The organism is Methylorubrum podarium (genome assembly GCF_040270385.1).
Lineage (GTDB): Bacteria > Pseudomonadota > Alphaproteobacteria > Rhizobiales > Beijerinckiaceae > Methylobacterium > Methylobacterium podarium.
The window spans coordinates 1-19,451 of record NZ_JBELQE010000032.1 but is presented as its reverse complement, the minus strand read 5'-3'; the positions used below and the strand labels follow the sequence as shown (position 1 = coordinate 19,451).

At 65.1% G+C, this 19,451-nt stretch carries 16 protein-coding genes; 14 read left to right on the top strand and 2 right to left on the bottom strand.

Features of this window, described 5'->3' with window-relative positions; translation table 11 throughout:
• Window positions 1–269: 269 nt before the first annotated feature.
• From ABS772_RS04990 to ABS772_RS04975, 4 genes are all read left to right on the top strand, one after another.
• On the top strand, window positions 270–1,898 hold the full coding sequence (locus ABS772_RS04990; protein ID WP_350392677.1) for an alpha-amylase family glycosyl hydrolase: 1,629 nt from the start codon (window positions 270–272) through the stop codon (window positions 1,896–1,898).
• Between the two features lie 268 nt (window positions 1,899–2,166).
• A complete protein-coding gene (glgA, locus tag ABS772_RS04985; RefSeq protein WP_350392674.1) occupies window positions 2,167–3,699 on the top strand; it encodes a glycogen synthase GlgA in 1,533 nt (510 codons plus the stop codon).
• A gap of 100 nt (window positions 3,700–3,799) precedes the next feature.
• Window positions 3,800–4,579, top strand: a complete 780-nt coding sequence (locus ABS772_RS04980; RefSeq protein WP_350392671.1) for a Crp/Fnr family transcriptional regulator — start codon at window positions 3,800–3,802, stop codon at window positions 4,577–4,579.
• A gap of 117 nt (window positions 4,580–4,696) precedes the next feature.
• Window positions 4,697–5,533: an aldo/keto reductase gene (locus ABS772_RS04975; RefSeq protein WP_238253602.1), complete on the top strand. Its 837-nt coding sequence runs from the start codon at window positions 4,697–4,699 to the stop codon at window positions 5,531–5,533.
• Between the two features lie 31 nt (window positions 5,534–5,564).
• Here ABS772_RS04975 and ABS772_RS04970 read toward each other — a convergent pair whose 3' ends face one another.
• A complete protein-coding gene (locus ABS772_RS04970; RefSeq protein WP_350392665.1) occupies window positions 5,565–7,706 on the bottom strand; it encodes a sensor histidine kinase in 2,142 nt (713 codons plus the stop codon).
• A 101-nt stretch (window positions 7,707–7,807) separates the two neighbouring features.
• A complete protein-coding gene (locus ABS772_RS04965; protein ID WP_350392661.1) occupies window positions 7,808–8,134 on the bottom strand; it encodes a SelT/SelW/SelH family protein in 327 nt (108 codons plus the stop codon).
• Window positions 8,135–8,603: 469 nt separating this feature from the next.
• Between ABS772_RS04965 and ABS772_RS04960 the strand changes: the two genes are divergently transcribed.
• The 10 genes from ABS772_RS04960 (at window position 8,604) to ABS772_RS04915 (ending at window position 19,250) form a co-directional block, all read left to right on the top strand.
• On the top strand, window positions 8,604–9,530 hold the full coding sequence (locus ABS772_RS04960; protein ID WP_350392657.1) for a TylF/MycF/NovP-related O-methyltransferase: 927 nt from the start codon (window positions 8,604–8,606) through the stop codon (window positions 9,528–9,530).
• A 19-nt stretch (window positions 9,531–9,549) separates the two neighbouring features.
• Complete coding sequence (locus tag ABS772_RS04955; RefSeq protein WP_350392654.1) at window positions 9,550–10,344, top strand: class I SAM-dependent methyltransferase; 795 nt, start codon at window positions 9,550–9,552, stop codon at window positions 10,342–10,344.
• 24 nt (window positions 10,345–10,368) lie between these two features.
• On the top strand, window positions 10,369–11,712 hold the full coding sequence (locus tag ABS772_RS04950; RefSeq protein ID WP_350392651.1) for a tetratricopeptide repeat protein: 1,344 nt from the start codon (window positions 10,369–10,371) through the stop codon (window positions 11,710–11,712).
• A 175-nt stretch (window positions 11,713–11,887) separates the two neighbouring features.
• Window positions 11,888–12,523 (top strand): LemA family protein, encoded by a 636-nt coding sequence (locus ABS772_RS04945; protein WP_238253598.1) that lies wholly within the window; start codon window positions 11,888–11,890, stop codon window positions 12,521–12,523.
• Between the two features lie 27 nt (window positions 12,524–12,550).
• Window positions 12,551–13,330, top strand: coding sequence for a TPM domain-containing protein (locus tag ABS772_RS04940; protein ID WP_350392647.1), 780 nt, complete (start codon window positions 12,551–12,553; stop codon window positions 13,328–13,330).
• Complete coding sequence (locus tag ABS772_RS04935; RefSeq protein WP_350392644.1) at window positions 13,320–13,946, top strand: TPM domain-containing protein; 627 nt, start codon at window positions 13,320–13,322, stop codon at window positions 13,944–13,946. Before ABS772_RS04940 ends, ABS772_RS04935 begins: the two co-directional genes overlap by 11 nt.
• Window positions 13,947–14,144: 198 nt before the next feature.
• Window positions 14,145–16,202, top strand: coding sequence for a carbon starvation CstA family protein (locus tag ABS772_RS04930; protein WP_350392641.1), 2,058 nt, complete (start codon window positions 14,145–14,147; stop codon window positions 16,200–16,202).
• Window positions 16,203–16,209: 7 nt separating this feature from the next.
• Entirely contained in the window at window positions 16,210–16,443 is a 234-nt protein-coding gene (locus ABS772_RS04925) for a YbdD/YjiX family protein (protein WP_183436336.1), read from the top strand.
• 373 nt (window positions 16,444–16,816) lie between these two features.
• Window positions 16,817–18,106: a YjgN family protein gene (locus ABS772_RS04920; protein WP_350392635.1), complete on the top strand. Its 1,290-nt coding sequence runs from the start codon at window positions 16,817–16,819 to the stop codon at window positions 18,104–18,106.
• A gap of 7 nt (window positions 18,107–18,113) precedes the next feature.
• Window positions 18,114–19,250: a M48 family metallopeptidase gene (locus tag ABS772_RS04915; RefSeq protein ID WP_350392632.1), complete on the top strand. Its 1,137-nt coding sequence runs from the start codon at window positions 18,114–18,116 to the stop codon at window positions 19,248–19,250.
• The last annotated feature ends 201 nt before the right edge of the window (window positions 19,251–19,451 follow it).

Here is a 19,451-nt window from a genome sequence, read left to right as displayed (position 1 = left end):
GCACGATGATCTGCGACGTGGTCTGTCGCCCTGCCACACCATGGTGTTGCCGGTGGCCGGGCTTGTCGAGACACATCGCGACACATGCGTGCAAACACGTCGTTCGCAAGTCACGTGCCCGCACGTCTGTGTCACTGTGGACACAACGCTCGTGCATCGGCCGCCGGCCCGCACGAGAAATGGCACCGACCGCTTGAAGGCTTCCTGAACAGCCCTACGCCACCTCGGGAACGGCGCGCCCGATGCCGGGCGTCATCGCGGGAGGTCCGATGGGAAGTCCGATATCCGGGACGAGCGGCTCCGAAACGATCTGGTGGCAGAGCGGGACAGTCTATCAGGTCTATCCGCGCTCGTTCCAGGACACCGATGGCGACGGCGTCGGTGATCTTCGAGGGATCGCGGCGCGGCTGGACTACCTCGCCTGGCTCGGCGTCGACGCGGTCTGGATCTCGCCGTTCTACCGATCGCCGATGGCCGATTTCGGCTACGACGTCGCCGATTACTGCGCCGTCGATCCGCTGTTCGGCACGCTGGAGGATTTCGACGCCCTGATCGGCGAGGCGCACCGGCGCCGGCTCAAGGTGATCCTCGACTTCGTGCCCAACCACAGCTCGATCGAGCATCCGTGGTTCGCCGAGAGCCGGGCGAGCCGCGAGAACCCGAAGCGCGACTGGTACATCTGGCGCGATCCGGCCCCCGACGGCGGCCCGCCGAACAACTGGCTCTCGAATTTCGGCGGCCCGGCCTGGACCTGCGATCCAGCCACCGGCCAGTACTATTACCACGCCTTCCTGCCCGAGCAGCCGGACCTGAACTGGCGCAACCCGCAGGTGCGGGCGGCGATGCACGATGCCCTGCGCTTCTGGCTCGCCCGCGGCGTCGACGGCTTCCGCGTCGACGTGATCTGGCACCTGATCAAGGACGAGGGATTCCGCGACAACCCGCACAATCCCGACTTCCAGTCGCATCAGGCCGGGATTAACCGCTTCCAGCAGGTCTATTCCTGCGATCGGCCCGAGGTGCTCGAGGTCATCGCCGGGATGCGCGCGGTGCTGCGGGAATACGGCGAGCGGGTGCTGATCGGCGAGATCTACCTGCCGATCGAGCGGCTGGTGGCCTATTACGGGCCGGGGCTGACCGGGGCCGACCTGCCCTTCAACTTCCAGCTCATCCAGACGCCGTGGCGCGCCGACGCGGTGGCGGCTCTGGTGGCGGAGTACGAGGCGGCCTTGCCCGAGGGCGGCTGGCCGAACTGGGTGCTCGGCAACCACGACCAGCCACGCATCGCCGCCCGCGTCGGCGAGCGCCAAGCGCGCATCGCCGCGATGCTGCTTCTCACCCTGCGGGGCACGCCGACCCTCTATTACGGCGACGAGATCGGCCTCGGGCATGTCCCGGTGCCGCCGGAACGGGCACAGGACCCGTGGGGACGCAACGAGCCCGGCCACGGGCGCGACCCGGAGCGCACGCCGATGCAGTGGGAGGACGCGCCGAATGCCGGTTTTTCCACCGGCACGCCCTGGCTGCCGCTCAGCGACGATGCGGATCGGCGCAACGTCGACGAGATGCGCGACGATTCCCGCTCGATCCTGACCCTCTACCGCCGCCTCCTGTCCCTGCGCCGCGACCACCCGGCCCTGTCGATCGGCGGGTGGCGCGGCCTCGACCTGCCGCTGGATCTCGCCGCCGACATCTTCGCCTTCGAGCGCTTCGCGGAAGCCGAAACCCTGCGCATCCTGCTCAATTTCAGCGGCCGCGACGGGACCGTGCCGCTGGAGGACGGGGGCGCCTGGACGATCCTGCTCTCGACCCGTTCCGGCCGGGCCGGCGACCGGGTCGAAGGCGGCCTCAGGCTCGAATCGGACGAGGGCGTGATCCTCGGACCGGCGGGCCGCTGAGTCCGCTCCGCGGCCGGTCCGCTGCGGCGCACACTGCGCGTTCGGCCCGCCCGCGGCCGGGCCAAAGGCGCAAAACGGTCGACCCATTCGTCCGGCGCGGGTGAGCCATGAGGACAACGCGGGGCCACGCCGAAAATTATTAGCCTGAACCTGGCCTGAATTGTGCGATGCAACGGAACGGATTGCCTTCCGGAGCATTTCAATGCCGAGCGCAGCAGCGGCGGTTCCCGCTTTTCACCAGCGGCGCGGGTGGAGTGGGGGCGAGTCGATGGCTTACGTGGATCTCGGTGCGCGCCCGGTCGCCGAGCCGCCGTCACCGATATCCGTCTCCGACCCCGATCCCAGGCTCGGCAACGCCCTTCTCCCCCGCATCCTCTACGCCACCCCGGAGATGGCGGATTTCGTGAAGACCGGCGGCCTCGGCGAGGTCGCGGGCGCCCTGCCGCGGGCGCTGCGCCGCCACTACGACGTCCGCGTCCTCATTCCCGGCTACGCGCGGGTGCTGGCCGGCCTCGAAAACCTGACCATGATCGCCCGGTTCGGCAGCTTCGCCAGCGTGCCGGGCTGCGAGCTCGGCTTCGGCACCACGCCGGACGGCCTCGGCGTCTACGTGCTGGTCGCGCCCGACCTGTACGAGCGCGACGGCACGCCCTACGGCGATGCCGGCGGCGATTTCGGTGACAACGACCTGCGGTTCGCCCGCCTCAGCCGGGCGGCGGCGGAACTCGCCGCCGGGATCGACCCGTTCTGGTCGGCCGACCTGCTGCACCTCAACGACTGGCAGACGGCCCTGGCGCCGGCCTACATGTCCTGGCTCGGCATCCGCCGCCCCAGCGTGCTGACGATCCACAACCTCGCCTATCAGGGCCTGTTCCACCGCGACAATCTCGGGCGGATCGGCGTGCCGGACTACGCCTTCCAGATGGACGGCGTGGAGTTCTACGGGCAGCTCTCCTTCCTCAAGGCCGGCATCTACCACGCCTCGCACATCACCACGGTGAGCGAGACCTATGCCCGCGAGATCACCACGCCCGAGGGCGGCTGCGGCCTCGACGGCCTGCTGCGCACCCGCGCCGCGCAGGGGCGGCTCACCGGCATCCTCAACGGCATCGACGAGAGCTGGGACCCGCGCACCGACCCGCACCTCGCCACCCGCTTCGAGCCCGACGACTGGAAGGGCAAGCGGGCCAATGCCGACGAGGTACGCAAAGCCTTCGGCATGGCGGTCTCCCGCGGACCGCTCTTCGCCATCGTCTCGCGCCTCGTGCATCAGAAGGGCATCGACCTCAGCATCAGCGCCGCCGAATCGATCGTCGCCGAGGGCGGCCAGCTCGTGGTGATCGGCCAGGGCGAGGGCCGGTTCGAGGAGGCCCTGCGCGATCTCGCCGGGCGCCATCCCGAGAATGTCGGCGTCCATGTCGGCTTCCGCGAAACGGAGGCGCGCCGCATCTTCGCCGGCAGCGACTTCCTGCTGATGCCCTCGCGGTTCGAACCCTGCGGGCTGGCGCAGATGTACGCGCAGCGCTTCGGCTCCCTGCCGATCGTGCGCCGCACCGGCGGGCTCAACGACACGGTGGAGGACGGGGTCACCGGCTTCACCTTCGGCGAGGCCTCGCCGAGGGGACTGGCCTCGGCGATCCGCCGCGCCTTCGAGACCTTCGGCCAGAAGAAGCGCCTCAACACCATGCGGCGCAGCGCGATGTCCCGCTCCTTCGGCTGGGACGGGGCGGCCCTGAATTACTGCAACCTCTACGCCCGCGCCTTCGGCAACCACACCGCCCGCCGCTGGAAGGCGGCCTGAGACGCGACCGGACGGGAACACCGCCCGGCGACAGCGGTTCTCCCGAACGATGCCGTCGCTTTTCCATGGCACGGAACGAAGCGTTCCGCGTTGAGCGTGCATGGACGCGACCGTGGCGCTCCCGCGCAGCAACCCATTGATCCTCCGGCTTCGCTACGGCGCGGATCTCGACGCCGGGGACCGGGCGATGCTCGCCGACCTGTCCCGGGGCCGCCGCACCCTGGAGCCGCAGCAGGACATCGTGCGGGCCGGGGACCGGGCGGCCGGCGTCCACCTCGTCCTCGAAGGCTACGCCTTCCGCTACAAGCTCATCAACGACGGGCAGCGCCAGATCCTCGGGCTGCTCCTGCCGGGCGATTTCTGCGACCTGCAATCGATCGTGCTCGGCCCGTCCGACCATTACATCGCCGCCCTGACCGCCTGCACCGTCGCCGACATCCCGCAGGAGCGGGTCGATGCGCTGGTCTTCCGCGATTCCCGTCTCGCCCGGGCGCTGTGGTGGGCCACCCTCGTCGACGAGAGCATCCTGCGGGAATGGCTCGCCAGCATGGGCCAGCGCTCCGCCGACAAGCGCATCGCCCATCTGTTCTGCGAGCTGCTGCTGCGCCAGCAGCTCGTCGGCGCCGCCGGCGAGCGCGAATGCCCGCTGCCCCTGACCCAGCCGATGCTCGCCGACATCCTCGGCATCACCACGATCCACGTGAGCCGCATCCTGCGCGACCTGCGCCTGGCCGGCCTGATCCAGCTGAAGGACCGCCGGCTGCTCGTCCCGGACGTCGCGCGCCTGCGGGCGTTCTGCGATTTCGATCCGACCTATCTGCACCTCGTCCGAATGCCCGACCTCGGAGCCGCCGAGGACGTCGTGCGCATCGGGCCCTGACGCGCGCGCAGCCCTGCCCCCCCGCAAGAATGCCTGTACGGCAGGCAGGATCATGCCGATTCTCTGTGCCCCGCCCCCGGCTCGTCGCTCGGGCAAGCGCATGAGAACAACGACGCCATGACAGCCCCCGACCCCGTCCCGCAGATCGCCCTCAACGACGGACGGTCCATCCCTCAGCTCGGATTCGGCGTCTGGCGATTGCAGGCGGCGGAGACGCCCGCCCTCGTCGGCACGGCGCTCGGCAGCGGCTACCGCTCGATCGACACCGCCGCGGCCTACGGCAACGAGAACGGGGTCGGGCGCGGATTGCGGGAGACGATCGTGTCCCGGGCCGAGGTGTTCGTGACGACGAAGCTCTGGAACGACAGCCAGGGTTACGACGCGACGCTGCGTGCCTTCGACCAGAGCCTCGCCCGTCTCGGCCTGGAGCAGGTCGACCTCTACCTGATCCACTGGCCCTGCCCGGAACGCGGGCTCTACCTCGACAGCTGGCGTGCCCTGATCCGCCTGCGCGAGGAGGGTCGTGCGGCCTCGATCGGCGTCTCGAACTTCACCGAGGCCCATCTCGACCGGCTCGTGAGCGAGACCGGCGTCACCCCGGCTCTCAACCAGATCGAGCTGCATCCGCATTTCCAGCAGCACGCCCTGCGGGCGGCCCATGCCCGGCTCGGCATCATCACCGAGGCCTGGAGCCCGCTGGGACAGGCCCAGGTGCTGGACGATCCGATCATCACCCGGATCGCCGACCGCCTCGGGCGCAGCCCGGCTCAGGTGGTGCTGCGCTGGCACGTCGAGAACGGCTTCGTGGCGATCCCGAAATCGGCGACGCCGACCCGGATGCACGAGAACATCGACGTGTTCGGCTTCGCCCTCACGGAAGAGGACCACGCGGCGATCGGCGGCCTCGACCGGGCGGACGGGCGGATCGGTCCCGACCCGATGACGTTCCAGTAGCGGCCGGCGGGAGCCCGCCCTCGGCTCGCCCTCAGCCCGCGAGCGGCAGCGGCTTCGTCGCCGCGAGCTGCGTCCCGCCTTTCCGCTCCAGCAGGCCGGGCGGCGGCACCGGAGCCTCGATGGTGCAGACCACGCCGCCGGGCTCGTAGAGCAGCTCGACCTGCCCCGCGAGTTCGCGGGCGAGGCTGCGCTCGATCAGGCGCGAGCCGAAGCCGCGGCGGGTCGGCGGCGTGACCGGCGGGCCGCCGCTCTCGCTCCAGCGCAGGGAGAGGGAGAGTTCCGGCCGGCGCTGCACGGTCCAGGTGATCGTGACCCGACCGCCCTCCTTGGACAGGGCCCCGTACTTCACGGCATTGGTGCCGAGCTCGTGCAGGGCCATGGCGATGGACAGTGCCAGCCGTGGTGCGAGCCGCAGGCGCGGCCCCGACACCGCGAAGCGCGAATCCTGGCCCTCGGCGGCCTCCAGCGGGCGGATCGCGTCGGCCACCACCGTCTTCAGCTCGGCGCCCTCCCAGCTCTCGCGGGTCAGCACGTCGTGGGCGCGGGCGAGCGCCAGCAGCCGCGCCTCGAAGGCGGCCTTGGCCGCCTGCGCCTCCTCGCCATCGAGCCCGCGCAGGGACTGCATGGCGATCGACTGGACGGTGGCGAGCGTGTTCTTCACCCGGTGGTTCAGCTCGTTGATGAGCAGGCGCAGATGCTCCTCGGCCCGCTTGGCATCGGTGACGTCGACGCTGCAGCCGGTGAAGCCGAGGAAGGTGCCGTGGTCGTCGAGCCGCGGCACGCCCTCGCAGCGCAGCCAGCGGATCTCGCCGTTGCGATCGATCACCCGCATCTCCGCCCGGAACGGGTGGCGGTGCTCGAACGCCTCCTGGAACGTCGCCTGGAAGGCGGGCAGGTCCGGCGGATGCACGATCGACTCCCAGCCGCCAGCGGCCAGCTCCGCGGCGGGGCGGCCGAACAGGTGGTCGAAATGCATGTTGGCGAAGACCACTTCCGCCGTGTCGTCGGTCATCCAGATCAGCGCCGGCGCCGAGTCGGCCATGTGGCGGAAGCGCGCCTCGCTCTCGCGGAGCGCGGCGAGGCCGCGCTGGGTCTCGGCGAGGGCCCGGTCGCGCTCCTCGCTGCGGGTGCGCAGTCGGAGCGAGGCTTCCGAGAGCACGTCGGCGAGGCGGCGGATCTCGTGGATCGGCGAGGCGACCCGGGGGATCGCCTGCCCCCGGGCGAGCGCCGGGCCCGTGGCCGCGAGCTGCCGCAGCGGCTTCGAGACCCGCGACCACAGGTGCACGGCGAGCACCGAGGAGGTGGCGAGCACGAGAAGCCCGAATCCGCCGAAGGCCCAGATCCAGCGCCGCAGCCGGGCATCGACTAGCTCGCGCGGGATGCTCGCCCCGACGGTCCAGCCGTTGAGCCGCGAGCGTGCCTCGACCATGGTGATGGGCTTGAAGTTCCGGTCGCGCCCCTCCCAGACGCCGGGCGTGCCCGTCGCCGTCTGGCGCAACGTCGCGAGCCGGGGATTTCCGACCACGCCCGGCATCTCGGGCAGGCGCGCCAGCACGACGGCGTCGCGGTCCGAGACGCCGGTGACCCAGCCCTGGACCTGCTCGCGGGCGAGGATCCCCGCGATTCGGGTCAAGGGCACCGAGAAGCTGAGGATGAACGCGACCCCGTCGTCGATCCGCACCGGGACCGCGACGGCGTAGTGCGCCTGATCGGGCATCGCCCCCGCGAGATAACCGGTGACCATGGAGCGCTGGCCGCTGTCGATGAGTTCGCGGTCGACCGGCAGCGAACTCACGGGCAGGGGCGCCCCCGGCTTCAGGGCCGTGTTGACGATCTGCTGCCCGTCCGGCCGGCGCAGCACGAGATCGAGGCCGATCGCCTCGCGCACCAGGCGGGCCTGGTTCTCGAAGTTGGCGAACTCGCCGTCCTTGAGCCGCGGCGAGGTGGCGAGCGTCTGCAGCACCGAGACGAGCCCGGCGGTGTCCCGGTCGATCGACAGGGCGATCCCGCGCACGTTCTCCCGTGCGTCCTGCTCGAAGCGGGCGCGCTCGGTGGCGGCGTAGCGGGTCAGCAGGATCGCGGTGAAGATCAGGCCCGGACCGATCAGCGCGATCACGAACATGATCAGGTAGAATTGCGTGGAGAAGCCACGCTGGCCGAGCCGGGAGAGCATGCGTCGGATCAAGGCGTCCCGCGGCTTTGCGCTGAAGGGTTTTCGAGGGTGGCGCCCGCCCATCATGCCCCAGCGCGGGCACGCCTGCCAACTGCCCCGCCTCAGCCCTCCCGCCCGGCGCGATCGACGTGGCCCAGATCCCGTCCCGGATCGAGCCGGTCCCGCACCCGCTGCTTGATCGCCTTCACATCGGGAAAGCCGCCGTCGCGCACGCGCTCCCAGATGACCTCGGACTCGACCTCGATCACGAACACCCCGCCGGTGCCGGGCCGCAGCGCGACCTCGCCGAGATCGTCGCGAAAGGTTGACAGAAGCTCCTGCGCCATCCACGCCGCACGCAGGAGCCATTGGCACTGGGTGCAGTAGGTGATGGTGATGCGGGGGCGAGGCAGCTGTGTGAGGATAGCAGTTTGCATGGTGTTATCCATCAAGACTCCTGTTCGATTTATATAAACCATGTATAGATCGATGTTGAGAATTCTAATATGCGAAATATTTGATACTATAAGCTAAGCCGATACGCAAAGTCAATAAAGATCCAAGTGAGGCATTGTCAGCGACATTGATGATCCAAGGCGACGATCTAACCTCGATGCTTGGTTGTACAGCTCGCTGGATTTATATATTTATGCTCGATTCCTGAGTTTTGCCTTACAGAACTAACACACTTTGGAACTGCAACTCATTAATATGAACGATGTTTTATTTTAGGAATATGGTATGACGCTCCTGTTCCGAACGGCCCCGCTCGACATGGGTATGCAAGTGGCCCTGCCTTTTGGTAGAGACATGGGCAGAAGGGGGGGACGCAGTTTGTGATAGCAACAACTCTCCACCTATTTGTGTCGTAACGCTTCGGAGGCTGATTTGACATACGCAGTACACGAGACAGCGACTGTGGCCTGTGACCACGAAGCACTGGCTGCAATGCGGCGAGAAATCGAAGCCCCAGGCGTTCGAGTTGCCTTGATTGGTTTTAATGAATATTCCAAACACCTATTGAATTGGCATTCCGACAAAATTGTTGCCATTTATGATGAGGAGGAGTGGAAGGTAGGCATAAGGTTTCGTGACAGAAAAGTTGTTTCTAGCAATGAAAAATTCGAAATAGATCTTCTAGTTGTCTGTGAATATGCACAGCTCTACGCCTTTGCTGGCAAGATTAGAGCACTATATGACAAAAAAGTACGCCTATATTACCCTCCTCGACTGCATTACAAACCAACCGTCGAGATAAATGTTTTCGAGCAAGACGGCATTTATAATCAAATCGATTTCAGTAAACATCAGTCGCCCATGTCGATGATGGAACCGAACAAGCTGAAGTTCCTGTCTGAGTTGATGAGAGCGGGCTTGAAGAGTGAAGGAGATATAGTCGAGATGGGCTGCTATCAAGGTGGCAGCGTGTGGCACCTCGCCCATGTCCTGAAGAACCTTGGCGAAACACGTACAATTTATATGTTTGATGTATTCGAAACACATATGATGCATCCGAATGCAACCATGTGCAATGACGAAATAGCGCGAAGACTATCGTTTTACCCGCATTGCGTTCGTCTAGAGGGTCTAGTGAATGATAATAATCTATTGGATCAAGTAAGAGGCAAGAAAATCTGCTTTGCCCATTACGATCTTGGATTCATACCGGAAGCGGTTGAGTTTCTGTGGGACCACCTCAATCCGGGCGCCCCGATGGTTTTGGATAACTACGGACATATCGCAATTGACCCGTGGGATCTCGATGAGTTTTTTGGTCAGCGGGGAGCTCATATTATTCGTCTCCCATGGTCAGAACAGGGCATTGTATTCAAGCCCTGTAACTAAATCATAGAGGCGAATCAACATGCGAAATGAAATATCAGCTGCACATCTTGTTGAATGTCTTGTCACCTCGATCCTCGACTCAGCATCAATGACAGTAATTGATGGCTCATTTCATGAGCAAGTGGTCAATATTGTCGATAATCAATCAACAGATGTTTGCTCCGTAGAGGACGTATTAAGATCAGCGTATGCCGCTGGACTTTCGAATCTTCTTGACTTCGGATGCGGTACCGCTGGGCACCGAGGAATGCTCGAGAGTTTCGGTTTCAAATGGACAGGCGTCAACTACAGTTCCGGAATGGCGCAAGAGGCGCGAGAAGCTGCGAAGCATGACCAGAATATCGATTTCTACGATGGTCTGAGTCTTCCCTATGGGGACCAAAAATTTGATATTGTATATTCATATCAAACATTCGAACACATCCAAGACATAAAAAAAACTTTCTCCGAGATCCGGCGTGTGCTCAAGCCTGGGGGAAGATTAATAGGCCAAGTTAGCTACATGGAACAAATCCATGATTACAGTACATTTAATTTTACCCCTTACGGCTTCAAAATCGCATGTGAGCAGGCGGGCCTGAGGCTTGATAAAATATATCCGAAATTTGATGCAATAACCTGGCTCGTCAGGCGGCTTATTATCTGCACAAGCGGTTCCGACGAAAACTCGTTATCTCCTCTAATGTCAGGAGTTAATCCTATCGGAGAGGCATTTATCAACTATGGCCGCAAGCAAGGACTGAACCCGGCTCAAACGAATCTCTTCCGATTGATGTTCAGTTCTCACTTCGTATTTGACGTCAGCAGACAATAAGCAATCATACAGGGAAGCATTAGCATGGACTACGGACAAAATCTCCTTTCAGACTTACGCAGACTTGTGGCGGAAGGAAATAGTGAGGGGATTGCCGCGCTTACAAGTTCAGCGGAGCGAACTATCCCTGATGATCAGCAATCGCTTGTTGATATAGCCATTATTGCGCGAGATCTTGGTAAATTTGAAGATTCATATCGTATTTGCCGATATGTTCTTAGCAAAAATGCTAATAATGGCTTTGCATCGTATGAATTGGCAATGCTGGATGCGATGCTCGGGCGGCACGTTGAAGCCTTGCTGAGTCTTGAAAAAAACATCGTACGCATGCCCGGCGATGTACGAAGCATCAAGTTTGCGGCTCGTATGTCGGCACGCATCGGAGATTTCGTTGCAGCAAGGAATTATGTGGCCCTCGTAGATGAAATGTCGCCAGATAGTTCTGATACGGCTTGGCTACGTGAACTATGTGCTTTTATGGAAATTTTTCCCGCCGGTTTGGCAGATAAAATCAGTGCTAAATTCGAGAGAGATAATCGATATATTTCTAAGGAGTGCTTAATTGATTGGACCCGCGCCGCTTTGCGAGATAAGCGTGGCTTCTCGATGATCCGGCTCGGCGATGGAGAGGGCGCTTTTTGCAGAATTTCGAGCGAAGACGAACAGCGCTTCCAAAATCTGTATAGATATTGCCGCGAAGATCGCGCTCGAGTATGGTTCAATGGAGAAATCGATTTGATAAAATCTGGATTTACTGATACGGCCTTCGGGCTGCGACAAGCAATGTACGATGCAGATGTATTAGGTTTGCCCTATCGATCGTGGGTCGAACACGAGTACAAGTTTTGCAGCCCTACTGGGATCACATGTCTAGTTAATGCGCTGAGATTAGCACAGGTCCCCACCGTTGACAGAGGGCAATCTTGGACAACGCAGCAGATTCATGCTGAGTTGCTTCAGAGCAATCTACTGGAGAATCTAGTTCGCGATCACAAGGAAATTTCTTTAATATCATGCATGACCGACGCACCACAAGCTCTCAAGCAGGCTTTCCAACTTGATCATGTCGAATTTTACAGGATTCCCGGAGAGAAAGCTCACGTCCATCTGCTTGGTAACGATGCCGGAGAAGGTCGGCACTTTCCAGATAGATTCAACAGTCTATGTAACGAGCTGAGCCAGCCCCTTCATGGCCGGCTATTTCTAGTTGCCGGCGGAATTTTGGGAAAATTGTATTGCACAAGAATCAAGCAAAGCGGAGGAGTTGCATTGGACGTTGGATCAATCATCGACGCTTGGATGGGAAGGCTAACGCGCCCTAACTACGGAACTTCCTATGCCCTGCCTCAGGCTTCAGCCAGAGCGTAGGGATGATTTTTCATCGCGACAGTCAATGTTTAATCTACTTTGCACAAAATTGGACAACATCACTCGAAATTGTCGAAATCCATAACACATTGCTTTCGTATAAATTTTCACCGTGCGTACCGTTTCATTTGCAAATCCGGGTTTCAGTTTCCTGTCAAATGTGGGGGCGATTCATATGATCTGTTTCTTCAATATTACAGCTCCATCCCGCACGTCTGTTTTCGCTAGGCTCGCCTCCGCCCTCGCGGCGCTCTGGCTGGCCACCTGCCTTTCCGGCTGCGGGGCGATCAACCGGGTGCCGAGCCTGGAGGAGCAGGCGAAATCGGCCTGGAGCGAGGTGCAGAACCAGTACCAGCGCCGGGCCGACCTGATCCCGAACCTCGTCGAGACCGTGAAGGGTTACGCCAAGCAGGAGCAGGAGACCCTGACCCGGGTGACGGAAGCCCGGGCCAAGGCGACCAGCGTCCAAGTCGATGCCTCGACGGTCAGCGACCCCGAAAAATTCAAGCAGTTCCAGGACGCGCAGAACCAGCTCTCGGGGGCGCTCGGGCGGCTGCTGGCCTCGGTCGAGGCCTATCCGGATCTCAAGTCCAACCAGAACTTCCTGGCCTTGCAATCACAGCTCGAGGGCACGGAGAACCGGATCGCCGTGGCCCGGCGCGACTATATCCAGGCGGTCCAGGCCTACAACACCGAGATCCGCACCATTCCCGGCCGCTGGATCGCCTCGTGGTTCTATCCGGAGGCGAAGCCGATGGAGACCTTCACCTCGACGCCGGGCGCCGAGCGCGCACCGAATGTGAAGTTCTAGCCTGCCCGCGCGAGCGGCTTCCCGGTGATGACGCGCCCCGGCCGGATCGTCCGGCTCCCCGCGGCCGGCCTGCTGGCGGTGCTGGCGCTCGCGCTCATGATCGGGGCCGGGCTCGCCGCCGCGGCCGAGCCCGATTTCCCCAAGCTCACCGGGCGGGTGGTGGACGCGGCCGGCATCCTCTCGCCGGAGGCGCGGACGCGGATCGACGGGAAGATCAAGGCGCACGAGGACAGGACCGGCGATCAGCTCGTCGTCGCCACCGTGCCGAGCCTCCAGGATCTCACCGTCGAGGACTACGCCAACCGCCTCGCCCGGAGCTGGGGCATCGGCCAGAAGAAGACCAACAACGGCGTGCTGCTGCTGGTGGCGCCGAAGGAGCGCAAGGTCCGCATCGAGGTCGGCTACGGGCTCGAAGGGGCGCTGACCGACGCGCTGTCGAAGACCATCATCACCAGCGCGATCACCCCCCGCTTCCGCCAGGGCGATTTTTCCGGCGGCGTGGAGGCGGGGGTGGATGCCATCCTGCCGATCCTCGCGGGCGATGCCGACGAATGGCAGCGCCGGGCACCGGTCCGGGAAGATTCGGTCGATCCCGTCACGGTGATCTTCTGGATCGTCGTCATCATCGCCCTCGTCGTCGTGCTGACGCGGATGAACGGCGGCGGACGACGGGGCCGCGGCGGCGGCTTCGTGGTCATCCCAGGGCCGTCCGGCGGCTGGAGCGGCGGCTTCTCGGATGGCGGCGGCGGGGGCTTCTCCGGCGGCGGCGGTTCCTTCGGCGGCGGAGGAGCCTCCGGTGACTGGTAGCGCGACGATCCTCGACGGCGCCGAGCGGGCGCGGATCGCCGCGGCGATCGGCCGGGCGGAGGCCGGAAGCTCGGGCGAGATCGTCGTGCTCGTGGCGGCGCGCGCCGGGCTCTACCGCTCCCCCGGCCTCGCCCTCGCGCTGGCGGTCGCCCTCGCCCTCCCCTGGCCGCTGATCGTCTTCACCGATCTCGGGGCGGGGGAGATCGCGCTCGCGCAGGCGGCCGGCGTGCTCGCGAGCCTGCTCCTGACCCTCAACGAGGGCCTGCGGGTCGCGCTGACGCCGCGGCGCTGGCGCCGCGAGCGGGCGCATGCCGCCGCGCGCCGCGAATTCCTCGCCCACGGCCTCACCGGAACGCGCGGGCGCACCGGCGTGCTGGTCTACGTGGCGCTGGCCGAGCGCTACGCCGAGATCGTCGCCGACCGGGGCGTGCGGGCCCGCATCGAGGAGGCGCAGTGGCACGCCATCGTCGCCGACCTCCTCGCCGCCGCCGGGCGCGGGGCGCTGGCCGAGGGCCTCGTCGCGGCGGTGGAGCGGGTCGGCGTCGTGCTCGCGGCGGAGTTGCCCGGCCGTGACGCCGACAACCAGCTCCCCAACCGGGTCATCGTCCTCGATTGACGCGCCGGGCCCGAGGCGAGCGGGACGGTCCGCCCTCCGCCAGCGAGGTAACGCGAGCCGGAAGATGTCACTCCCCGTGTCGGGGAACGCGGACCTGTGTATTCCCGGCAACTGGCCTCACCGGAAAAATTGCGTCAAACAGAGCCGTGTAAGGCCGCCTGCATCAAGAATGCGGCCAATGACGGAGTGAGGCGTCGCATGGGCGCAATACAGAAACACGGGCCCTGGGCCCTCGTCGGGGCATTGGGCGCCGCATCGCTGGCGGTGGTCGCGACACAACGGGGGGAATCGATCAACGCCCTGTGGGTCGTCGTCGCCGCGGTCTGCGTCTACCTCATCGCCTACCGCTACTACTCTCTCTACATCGCCGACAACGTCATGCGCCTCGATCCGAAGCGCGAGACGCCGGCCCACCGCCACAACGACGGCCTCGACTACGTCCCCACCAACAAGTCGGTCCTGTTCGGCCACCACTTCGCGGCGATCGCCGGCGCCGGCCCGCTCGTGGGCCCGGTGCTCGCGGCGCAGATGGGCTACCTGCCCGGCATGCTCTGGATCCTCGCCGGCGTCGTGCTCGCCGGCGCGGTGCAGGATTTCATGATCCTGTTCATCTCCATGCGCCGCGACGGGCGCTCGCTCGGCGAGCTGATCCGGGCCGAACTCGGGGTGATCCCCGGCGTGATCGCGCTGTTCGGCACCTTCATGATCATGGTCATCCTGCTCGCCGTGCTGGCGATGGTGGTGGTCAAGGCGCTGGCCGAGAGCCCCTGGGGCACCTTCACCGTCGGCGCGACGATTCCGATCGCCCTGCTGATGGGCCTCTACGCCCGCTACATCCGGCCGGGTAAGGTCGGCGAGGTCTCGATCATCGGCTTCGTCCTGCTCATGGCCGCGATCGTCTACGGCGGCCAGATCGCCGCCGACCCGTACTGGGGTCCGGCCTTCACCTTCACCGGCGTGCAGCTCACCTGGATGCTGATCGGCTACGGCTTCGTCGCCGCCATCCTGCCGGTCTGGCTGCTGCTCGCCCCGCGCGACTACCTCTCGACCTTCCTCAAGATCGGCACCATCGTCGGCCTCGCCATCGGCATCGTCTTCGTGGCGCCGCACATGCAGATGCCGGCGATGACGAAGTTCGTGGACGGCACCGGTCCGGTCTGGGCCGGCTCCCTGTTCCCGTTCCTGTTCATCACCATCGCCTGCGGCGCGGTCTCGGGCTTCCACGCCCTGATCTCGTCGGGCACGACGCCGAAGCTCGTCGACAACGAGCTCGACACGCGCTTCATCGGCTACGGCGGCATGCTGATGGAGAGCTTCGTCGCGATCATGGCGCTGGTCGCCGCCTGCGTGATCGAGCCGGGCATCTACTTCACCATGAACTCGCCGGGCGGCCTCGTCGGCACCACGCCCGAGAGCGCGGCGGCGGCGGTGACGGCGCTCGGCTTCCCCATCGGCGCCGACGTGATCGCCCAGACCGCCAAGGATGTCGGCGAGCACTCGATCATCTCCCGCACCGGCGGCGCCCCGACCCTGGCGGTCGGCATGGCCCACATCATCTCGTCCGCCATCGGCGGCAAGACGATGATGGCCTTCTGGTACCACTTCGCGATCCTGTTCGAGGCGCTGTTCATCCTGACGGCGGTGGATGCGGGCACGCGCGCCGGGCGCTTCATGCTGCAGGACCTGCTCGGCCTGATCTCGCCGACCTTCAAGGACACCGCGTCCTGGGGACCGAGCTTGGTCGCCACCGCGCTCTGCGTGGGCGCCTGGGGCTTCTTCCTCCACCAGGGCGTCACCGATCCGCTCGGCGGCATCTACACCCTGTGGCCCCTGTTCGGCATCTCGAACCAGATGCTTGCGGCTGTAGCGCTGACCTTGGCGACGGTGGTGATCTTCAAGATGAAGCGCGAGCGCTACGCCTTCGTCACGATCATCCCGACCGTATGGCTGTGCATCTGCACCCTCACCGCCGGCTGGCAGAAGATCTTCTCGCCCGACCCGAAGATCGGCTTCCTCAGCCACGCCAACCGGTTCGCGACGGCGATCGCCGAGGGCAAGGTGCTGGCCCCGGCCAAGAGCATGGACGACATGCACAAGATCGTCTTCAACGACCGGATCGACGCGGCGCTCGCCGTGATGTTCGTCGGCCTCGTGGTGGCGATCGTCGTCTTCGGGGTGATGGCCTGCGTCAAGGCCTACCGCGCCGACCGCTGGACCGCCCTCGAAGCCGATCCCAAGCTCGCGCCCGCGGAGTGAGGCCGACATGACCAGCACCGCCGCCCCCTCGCAGAACTTTCGCGATCGCCTCAGGGCCTTCAACAAGTGCGTCTGCGACGGCGCGCGGCTGATGGTGGGTCAGGGCGATTACGGGACCTACGTCGCCCACATCGCCAAGACCCATCCGGACCAGACGCCGATGACGGAGCGCGAATTCTTCCGCAACCGCGAGAACGCCCGCTTCGGCGTCGGCAACACGTCGGGCTTCCGCTGCTGCTGAGCTGCGGCGGCTCCGCGTCGGGAGCCGTTGTTTGGCAATGACATCAAACAAGAACGCCGGGCCCTCACGGGGCCCGGCGTTCTTCGTTTTGAGTTCTTATCTGGTTTCCGATCGACGGCCTCTCGTTTGACCTTACTCCGTCATCGCGAGCGGCAGAGAAGCGATGACGAAAGCGGGATCGAAGCGACAGAGCGAATGGCGAATCAGAAGCCGGTAAACAAACCGATTTTCACGTGAAATTAACCAGGAAGCCGCGCCGCTGGCCCCTGCCCGGACCGCTCGCCGCTCCTAAAGCGAAGATTGTGCGGCCCGCGCTGTTGCAACGCACCCAATACGGAATCTAGTCTCACCCCAATCAAGGGGGATTGCGACGATGAACCAGCTTGAGGGTGTGCCGAGCCCGGCTCCGGCGCGAACGGGGGAGATCGCCTTCGACCGGAGGGCGGCGGGGCTCACCGGCATCGTCGTCAAAGGCTTCCTCCTCTCGCTGGTCACCTTCTCGATCTACCGGTTCTGGTACATCACCAACCTGCGGCGCTACTTCTGGAGCCGCACGGTCGTGGCCGGCAGCCCGGCCGAGTATCTCGGCACCGGCAAGGAGCTGTTCCTCGGCTTCCTCGTGGCGCTCGCGATCCTCGTGCCGATCTACATCGTCCTGTTCATCATCGGCCTCCTGAGCCCGGTGCTGGCCGCGCTCGCCGCGCCGATCTCCTTCATCGGCCTGTTCGTCCTCGGGCAGTACGCTCTGTACCGCGGCCGGCGCTATCGCGCCTCGCGCACCCGCTGGCGCGGCATCCGCCTCGGCCAGGACGGTTCGGGCTTCGCCTATGCCGGTTTCGCCAGCCTGTGGTGGCTCGGGACCATCCTCAGCCTCGGCCTCGCCTTCCCCTTCATGCGCGCGGCCCTAGAGCGCTACCGCATCGACCACACCCTGGTCGGACAGAGCCGGATGCGCTCGACCGCGACCGGCCGCTCGATCCTGCTGCCGTGGCTGATGTTCTACATCGTCGCGCTGCTGCCGATCCTGGTGAGCGTCCTGGCGCTGCTGGCGGCGAGCGGGTTCGACATCCCGACCGATCTGCTGATCCAGGATCCGGCGAGCGCGAAGAGCAAGCTCATCTTCAACCCGGCCTACGCCGACTCGCCGCTGGTCTCCTACGCCAGCGCCGTCGGCATCGCCGCCAGCGTGTCGATCCCGCTGGCGCTGCTGCTCATTCCCTATTACCGCGCCCGCGAGACCCGCGCGTTCCTCAACGCGACACATCTCGGCGGGGCGCAGCTCAGCTCCTCGCTCAAGGCGCGCCAGTTCTACTTCCCCTATCTCGTCTACCTGCTGGCGGTAATCGGCTTCGTCGTCGTGCTCGGCATCATCTTCGCCCTGCTCGTGCCGCTGATCGCCACTGGAGGTGACAATCCGGGCATTCACGCCTTCGTCATCGTCTCGACCGTACTGCTCTATCTCGGCGCCATCCTCGGCACGAACGTGCTCTATGTCCGCATCATCACCGTGCGCCTGTGGCACGCGGTGGCGACCACGATGCAGATCGAGAACCTGCCGGCGCTGGAAGCGGTGCTCGCCTCGACGCGCCCGCCGGCCAGCGGCCTGAACGAGGGGTTGGCCGACGCGCTCGATGTCGGCGGCGCCCTCGAGATCGGGTTCTAGGGTCACGATGGAGGCGATCACCACCGCCGGCACCTTCTTCGACGGGATCAGCGCCCGGCCTCGACCGGTGACGCTGCGGCTGACGTTCCGGCTCGAAATCGTCGGCGAGGACGTGTCCCGCGACTGGAGCCTGCTCGACCTGCGCGCTTCCGAGGCCGCGCCGCCCCTGATGCGGATCGGCCACGCGCAGGGACCGGAGAGCGTCGAGTTCGCCGACGCGCCGTTCGCGCAAGCGCTGACGGCGCGCTGCCCCGACCTGAACCGGACCGAGGGCGGGGGCGGCCTCACCCGCCTCGTGCTCTGGTCGATCGCGGCGGGCGTGTCCGTGCTGCTGACGGCGATCTACGGCGTGCCGGCGGCGTCCGGCCTGCTCGCACCGCTGGTGCCGCAGGCCGTCGAGTCGCAGCTGGGGCGCAGCGTCGATGGGCAGATCGTCACCTTGCTCGGCGACCCGCCGCTCTGCAACGAGGCGGCGGCGCGGGCGGTGCTGGACCGGCTGACGGCACGGCTTGCCGAGGGCATGGTGCTGCCGACGACGCCGCAGGTGAGCGTGCGCCGCCACTCGGTCGCCAACGCGCTCGCCCTGCCGGGCGGCCGGGTGATCCTGCTCTCCGACATCATCGCCAAGGCCAGGAACGGCGATGAACTCGCCGGCATCCTCGCCCACGAATTCGGCCACGTCGCCGCCCGCGACCCGATGCGCTCGGTGATCACGGCGGGCGGCACCTCGTTCCTGCTGAGCCTCGTGCTCGGCGACCTCACCGGCTCGACGGTGCTGGTGACGGTCGGCCAGGCGGCGATCTCGGCGGGCTATTCCCGCGACGCGGAACGAGCGGCGGATGCCTACGCGGTGGCGGCGGTGAAGCGGGCGGGCGGGGACGGGGCGGCGCTCGCCGCGATCCTCGAGCGCATCACCGACGCGGACGACGAGAAGCCGGACGCGGTCTCGTTCCTGCGCTCGCACCCGTTCACGGCGGAGCGGGCGGCGCGGATCCGGTCGCTGGCGGGGGAGAAGCCAGCCGGCCCGGGCATCCTGTCCGAGGCCGAGTGGGCGAGCCTTCAGGGCATCTGCCCGAAGCCGGCCAAGCCGGAGAAGCGCAAGCCGGCCGACGGCGAGACGACGACGCCGACCGAGAAGCTGTGAGGTCCGGTTTCGAGAGGTCGAGACCTCGTCGAAGGTGCAGGGCAGCGCCCTGCCTTGGACGAAGACGGCGCGACGCCCCCGTTCACAGGATCGAACGGGTTTCCGGTCGATCGCTTCGGTCGGGGCGTGACTTGTCCCCTCCCCCTTCCAGGGAGGGTTTCGGGGGGGGGGTGGTGCAGATGGCACCGTACCGCCTCATCC